The sequence below is a fragment of the Streptomyces sp. NPDC001450 genome, assembly GCF_053597295.1.
Map to the genome: position 1 here is coordinate 22,717 of NZ_JBSFHY010000070.1, position 4,648 is coordinate 27,364.

Genomic DNA, 4,648 nt, shown 5'->3' on the forward strand with positions numbered 1-4,648 from the left:
AGCCAGTCCATCACCTGTTGCGAGGCCGCTGGCAGGCGCAGTGCCAGGGTGGCCGCGGCCTCCAGGATCCGCAGCCGCGCCGCGATACCTTGCTCGGCGGCCAGCCGCTCGCGCAGCATGGCGGCGGCCCGGTCGGCGTCGTCGAGGAAGAGCCCGAGCCCGGGGATCGCGGCCAGGCGCACGTCCGGGTCAGGGTCGCTGGCGAGTCGGTACCTCCCCGGCCGAGCCGTACGCGTGCTCCATCGACACCCAGTCGATGTCATGAAGTCCGTCGAACATGATCAGAACCATGCCAGGGGGCACTGGCAACAGGGGATCCCGGGACGGGGCCGTACGACACCGTCGGCACGGGCCAGGACGATTGGGCGTCGGCTACAACGCTTCGCCGGCTTCCTCTTCACGGAGATCGCTCGTAGCATCCCTCAGCCGCCTGTAGGCCCCTCTGCCAGTCCGGTCGGACGAGAGGAGAAGCTCCAACTCCTCCAGAATGTGGCGGTCAGGCACGCCGTGCCTGACCGCCTGCAGGAACTGCCGGAGCTGCAGCGGGTAATCGGAGAGTCCACTGGAACGCGCGGCGTTCAAGACCGATGCCACCTCGTTTGGCACGGCGAGGAGCGGCACCTTCGGTGCCTCCTCGCTCGTCACGAGGCCGGGGCGCTTGCCGTCGAGAACCGTCAGCCCCTTCTCGGAGGCCGTCGGGCTCAACAGGACACGCGTCTCCCAGGCGAAGGCGATCCTGTCGCGCTCGTCCGTGTAGTCGCGGGGCAGCCCCGTCTCTGCCAGCAGCCAACGTACGGAGGCGGTGAACCACTTATGCCCATCGATCTCACGGGCGCAACGACCGCCCGGACGTCGGATGCGGCAGTCAGGCCTCGGCCTCTCCCCCCACTCAGGGCAAGACGGGACTCGACGCAGGTTCAGACGTCTGCTGGGCCATGCAGGCAGGTGAGGCACGTACCCGGAAACGCCGATCGGTGCGTTCTCCTCGCGCGGGCCGGTCGCTGACCGGGTATGACCGAAGCCCTTGAGCCCGCAGTCGCTCGGCTCCTTGCCGAAGCAGAGCAGTACAAGCTGATGGCCGTGCTGGCGGACACCAAAGCCGCGCTCGCCGAGAACGAACGCCAGTCGGCGGCCCTCGACCGGATCGAGGGTGCGCTACCCCAACTTGAGCGCCTGGATGGCTTGTACCCGGGACGGCCGTCCACACGGGAGCCGCTCGCGGACGCTGGCGTCGTGTGCACGGATATGGGCCTGGAGGACGGCGATCCCGAGCTGTTCGACCAGTCGATGGCCGAGGGCGGAATTCGCCGCGAGTGACGTCACGCGGTTCAACCGTCCTGTTCGTCTCATCGAGGTCTGGCCACCGCTAGGGGCTTGTGGATCAGGCTGCGTACCCTGGTTCCATGCCCCGCAATCCGAAGAAGGCCCGTCGGCTGATTGCCGACGGGCGCGCGTATCTGTGGACGCTCCGTCACAGCCACAGCGTGTCGGACAGCGGCCGGTCATGCTGCGAGACCCTCACGCTGTACCCGCAGCCAGCCGGCACTGGCGGCCCACTGCGCATCGTCTTCACCCAGGGCTCGGGCCGGTACGTCCCGGGCGGGGCTCCCCTGGGTTCTGGGGACGTGGGGTACGTTCGGGGTGCCTCCCTGAACCTGCACGAACCCGGCGCCGTCCGAGCCCTGCTCGACGTGGCGTCGACCCGCGGGTGGCGGCCGGAGGAGCGGCGGGTGGTGGAGATCGACGGCTGGTCCCTGCTGGACGCAGCAGCCGCCGCGCGGGCCGCGACCACCGGCCCCGCGGGGCCGACTTACTGATCATTTCAGAATGAAGCACTTGGCCAGAAGTGTCGGCTCTTGCGGCCCGCATAGGCTGGCCGGTCTCATCCGACGCACCGCGACGAGGATCAGCCCATGCACAACAGCACCAGGATCCGCCTGATCGAGCCCGCCGATGCCGCCCCGATAGCCGCGCATCGGGTGCGGGACTTCGAGGCTTTCCGGCCGTGGGAACCGGCCCAGCCGCCGACTTCTTCACCCCGGAGGGCCAGGCGGAGCGGATCGACAAGCTGCTCGCCGGCTACCAGGCCGGCACGGTCTGGCCAGGCGCGATACTCGCTTATGACCAGGTGATCGGGCAGATGACCGTCGGAGGCATCCTGCCGCAGCCGCACCTACGCCGCGGCTCCGTCGGATACTGGATCGCCAGCGTCGCCCAGAATCAAGGACACGCCGGCCACGCCCTCGGGCTTGCACTCCAGGTGATGACGGACGAACTCGGGTTGCACCGCGCCGAGGCGTCCACCAATCTGCAGAATCTGCCGTCGCAACGGGTGCTGCGCCGCAACGGGTTCAGCCCCTACGGCGTCGCGCACTCCTCGATCTTCCTCGACGGAAGCTGGCAGGACGGGCTGCTGTGGGAGCGCATTCTGAGCGACTGACTGATCGTTTCACCACGAGGACCTCAGGCGGCGGAGGCACATGAGGCTGCATGCCAGTTCGAGCAGGCCCTGATGGAGGTCAGCACGTCTTTCGTAACGGATGCGGAGTCGTTCGAACTGGTGAAGCCAGGCGAAGGCGCGCTCGACTACCCAGCGGACCTTGCAGCAGGCGGCGGTACTTGTCGAAGTCATAGCCTCGGTCGGCACACAGTCGCCGAGGCTTGCGCCGAGGGCGTCCCCTCAGGCCCCGGATCGGGGGAATCGCGTCCGGCAGGGGCAGAAGCTGGGTGACGTCGTGCCGGTTGCCGCCGGTGAGCGTGACGGCGAGCGGGATTCCGTGCCGGTCGACGATCAGGTGGTGCTTGGAGCCGGGGCGGGCCCGGTCGACCGGTGAGGGACCGACGTGCTCCCCTCTTTGAGCGCCCGGATGTGCGAGCCGTCCACAGCACAGTCGTCCAAGTCCAGCAGGTCGGCGCGACGCAGCTCGCCCAGCAGAGTGGCGTGCAGGCGGGGCCAGACACCGGCCTCGGTCCAGTCCCGCAGCCGGCGCCAGGCCGTCACCCCGGAGCAGCCCACACTCTCTGCGGGAACGTCCCGCGAGGCAACACCGGTCCGCAGCACATACATGACACCGGCGAGCGCAGCCCGGTCGGGGACACGCAACCGTCCGGGATGGCGGCGGCGCCGCTCGGGAGCAGGCGGCAGCAGCGGAGCCACCCGCTCCCACAGGTCGTCAGGAACAAGATCAGCGCGCACCTCAGACACCCTGCCGACCAAGATCATTGAACACAAGGCCCGCAGCTCAACTCATTCTGAAATGATCAGTTAGAACCCCTAACGGAATGCGCTACGCGTACTTGAGGGCGTGCCCGGGGTCGTGAACGAGCGGTTGCTACTGTCCGGACGTGACCCTGACTGACCTCAACAATGGCTTTCGTGATGATGAGCAGCGGCGGCGCGTCCAGAGGGTCGTTCATGACCGCCTCGCAGACGACCGTGTCCCGCAGGAATGCCGCTTCCTCATGCGGTTCTGGTGGCAGCTGGTCATGTCATACCAAGAGGTGTCGATGGACGAGCTCAGCCTGAACGTCGGCAAGCCGAAGCTGGACGTGATCGAGGCGCTGATCAGCGCCATCAGGTCGTCTCATGCCGACATCGACGCCTGGATCACCACCACACAGCAAGTCTTCCCGGTGATCCAAGATCGCGGCTTCAGGGCCGCCCCGGACAACGACGGTTAACACGGCCGGAGCTTCTTCAGCCGCCGCCAGCAGATGATGCTGCAAGCGAGGCTTCGTGGATGCCATCGCGTATCTCCCAGCGGATGCGCAGGCGGCGGAACCAGTGCAGGTGGGCGAACGCTCGCTCTACAACCCAGCGTTGGGTGCCCAGACCGGAGGCGTGCTCGGTGCCGCGGCGGGCGATCTGCGGCTTCACGCCGAGGTCCCAGACCAGGCGGCGGTACTTGTCATGGTCGTAGCCGCGGTCGGCCAGCACCACATCAGGGCGGCGCCGGGCCGGCCGCGCTTGCCCCGCACGGGCGGTACCGCCTGGAGGAGCGGGATTTGCTGGGTGACGTCGTTGCGGTTGCCGCCGGTCAGGGTCGCGGCGAGCGGAATGCCCGTGGCGTCGGTGATCAGGTGATGCTTGCTGCCCGTCCTGCCCCGGTCGACGGGGCTTCGTCCGGTCTTGGCTCCCCTTTCAATGATCGGCACCGGCGAAGTCCCCGCGGACATCCGCAACCGCACCCGGGAACTCGCCGAGCGCCAGGGAATGGCCGATGGCGCCGCAGACCTGGTGATGTACTTCGCCCGCCTCTGGCTGCGACCCGGCACAGCACTGCCCGCGCACACCACCGAGATCGCCATCGCCTGCCCACGCCTCTGGGAGCAACACCTTCGCGGCGCCGACCGCTCGGGTATGACGGACGTGGCCTGCCTGCCCGCCCCGAATCCGGACAACTGGCTCCGCGGCGCCAAGTCCTGCACCTCACTGGCGACGACAGCCAACGCCCCGGCAGGCCTTATCCCGGATGCCTTATGAGCTGGGGCGTGTCTCTTTGATGGCCTGGTTGGTGGAACCGTTTAACTGGGTTGGATCTTGGGGCGGACACCTAGGCGCTTTCGTTTGGATCATCGAGCGGACCAGAGGAAGATGCCCGCGATGTGGAGCCCGGCCAGGTAGATGGTCGCGGTCTTCTCGTAGCGG

The 4,648-nt window shown here is 67.9% G+C and carries 6 protein-coding genes and 3 pseudogenes; 5 read left to right on the plus strand and 4 right to left on the minus strand.

The genetic code is table 11. From position 1 onward, the window contains the following. On the minus strand, positions 1-182 hold a 182-nt coding region (locus tag ACWC5O_RS42845), incomplete at its 3' end, for a hypothetical protein (protein ID WP_450781245.1). Between the two features lie 190 nt (positions 183-372). After that, positions 373-705 carry a hypothetical protein gene (locus ACWC5O_RS42850; protein WP_450592012.1) on the minus strand — a complete coding sequence of 111 codons (333 nt, stop codon included), beginning with the start codon at positions 703-705 and terminating at the stop codon, positions 373-375. Between the two features lie 306 nt (positions 706-1,011). Between ACWC5O_RS42850 and ACWC5O_RS42855 the strand changes: the two genes are divergently transcribed. From ACWC5O_RS42855 to ACWC5O_RS42865, 3 genes and pseudogenes are all read left to right on the plus strand, one after another. Next, positions 1,012-1,317, plus strand: a complete 306-nt coding sequence (locus tag ACWC5O_RS42855; protein WP_450592010.1) for a hypothetical protein — start codon at positions 1,012-1,014, stop codon at positions 1,315-1,317. Between the two features lie 86 nt (positions 1,318-1,403). Continuing rightward, positions 1,404-1,817 (plus strand): hypothetical protein, encoded by a 414-nt coding sequence (locus tag ACWC5O_RS42860; RefSeq protein ID WP_450592009.1) that lies wholly within the window; start codon positions 1,404-1,406, stop codon positions 1,815-1,817. Positions 1,818-1,913: 96 nt separating this feature from the next. Then, positions 1,914-2,440: pseudogene (locus ACWC5O_RS42865) on the plus strand (GNAT family N-acetyltransferase). 9 nt (positions 2,441-2,449) lie between these two features. On the opposite strand, the pseudogene ACWC5O_RS42870 reads toward ACWC5O_RS42865, so the two are convergent. Beyond that, a pseudogene (locus ACWC5O_RS42870) lies at positions 2,450-3,223 on the minus strand (IS5 family transposase). Positions 3,224-3,345: 122 nt separating this feature from the next. On the opposite strand from ACWC5O_RS42870, the gene ACWC5O_RS42875 reads away from it, so the two are divergent. Beyond that, positions 3,346-3,681 carry a hypothetical protein gene (locus ACWC5O_RS42875; RefSeq protein WP_450592006.1) on the plus strand — a complete coding sequence of 112 codons (336 nt, stop codon included), beginning with the start codon at positions 3,346-3,348 and terminating at the stop codon, positions 3,679-3,681. Here ACWC5O_RS42875 and ACWC5O_RS42880 read toward each other — a convergent pair. Continuing rightward, a pseudogene (locus ACWC5O_RS42880) lies at positions 3,678-4,140 on the minus strand (IS5 family transposase); the annotation flags it as partial. The gene ACWC5O_RS42875 and the pseudogene ACWC5O_RS42880 sit on opposite strands and share 4 nt — an antisense overlap. Positions 4,141-4,144: 4 nt before the next feature. Between ACWC5O_RS42880 and ACWC5O_RS42885 the strand changes: the two are divergent. After that, on the plus strand, positions 4,145-4,483 hold the full coding sequence (locus ACWC5O_RS42885; RefSeq protein WP_450592004.1) for a hypothetical protein: 339 nt from the start codon (positions 4,145-4,147) through the stop codon (positions 4,481-4,483). Positions 4,484-4,648 lie beyond the last annotated feature (165 nt).

Bases quoted from the DNA above. Each gene is read 5' to 3' on its own strand.
- ACWC5O_RS42855 (WP_450592010.1), top strand. From the start codon at position 1,012: ATGACCGAAGCCCTTGAGCCCGCAGTCGCTCGGCTCCTTGCCGAAGCA.
- ACWC5O_RS42860 (WP_450592009.1), top strand. From the start codon at position 1,404: ATGCCCCGCAATCCGAAGAAGGCCCGTCGGCTGATTGCCGACGGGCGC.
- ACWC5O_RS42885 (WP_450592004.1), top strand. From the start codon at position 4,145: ATGATCGGCACCGGCGAAGTCCCCGCGGACATCCGCAACCGCACCCGG.